The sequence below is a fragment of the Nonomuraea sp. MG754425 genome (assembly GCF_021699195.1).
Taxonomy (GTDB): Bacteria; Actinomycetota; Actinomycetes; order Streptosporangiales; family Streptosporangiaceae; genus Nonomuraea.
Genome location: NZ_SSXE01000510.1, coordinates 1 through 457, shown reverse-complemented (window position 1 = coordinate 457; position 457 = coordinate 1). Strand labels below are relative to the sequence as shown.

Below are 457 nucleotides of genomic sequence, written 5' to 3'. Positions count from 1 at the left end.
GGGGCTTTCCCCATAAACGTGGACACCGATTTCAGGCGGCAGAGTTCAGGTTATCTGTCGTCTTCTCGTAGTCGATCGGGCTGAGTTGGCCGAGTCGTGAGTGCCGTCGGATCGTGTTGTAGCGGGTGATCCAGCGGAACACGGCCAGGCGGGTGGTGCGGGCGTCGGGCCAGTGGTGGGCGCCCTGCAGCGTCTCGCGTTTCAGACTCGCGTTGAAGGACTCGGCCGCCGCGTTGTCGGCACTGGTGCCGACCGCTCCGCGCGAGCGGGTGACGCCGAGCCGGCGGCAGGCCCGCGCGAACTCCCGAGAGCAGTACTGCGGCCCCGTTGTCGCTGTGAAAGATGGCGCCGTCCAGGGCCGCCCCGGGTGTGCGCCGCTGCCTGCAGCGCGTCGACGACGAGTTCGGTGCGCATGTGATCGGCGATCGACCAGCCGACCAGCCGACGCGAATACAGA

The 457-nt window shown here is 67.8% G+C and carries 1 pseudogene; it reads right to left on the bottom strand.

From position 1 onward, the window contains the following. Positions 1 to 31: 31 nt before the first annotated feature. Positions 32 to 457 (bottom strand): annotated as a pseudogene (locus FAF44_RS53755) (DDE-type integrase/transposase/recombinase); the annotation flags it as partial.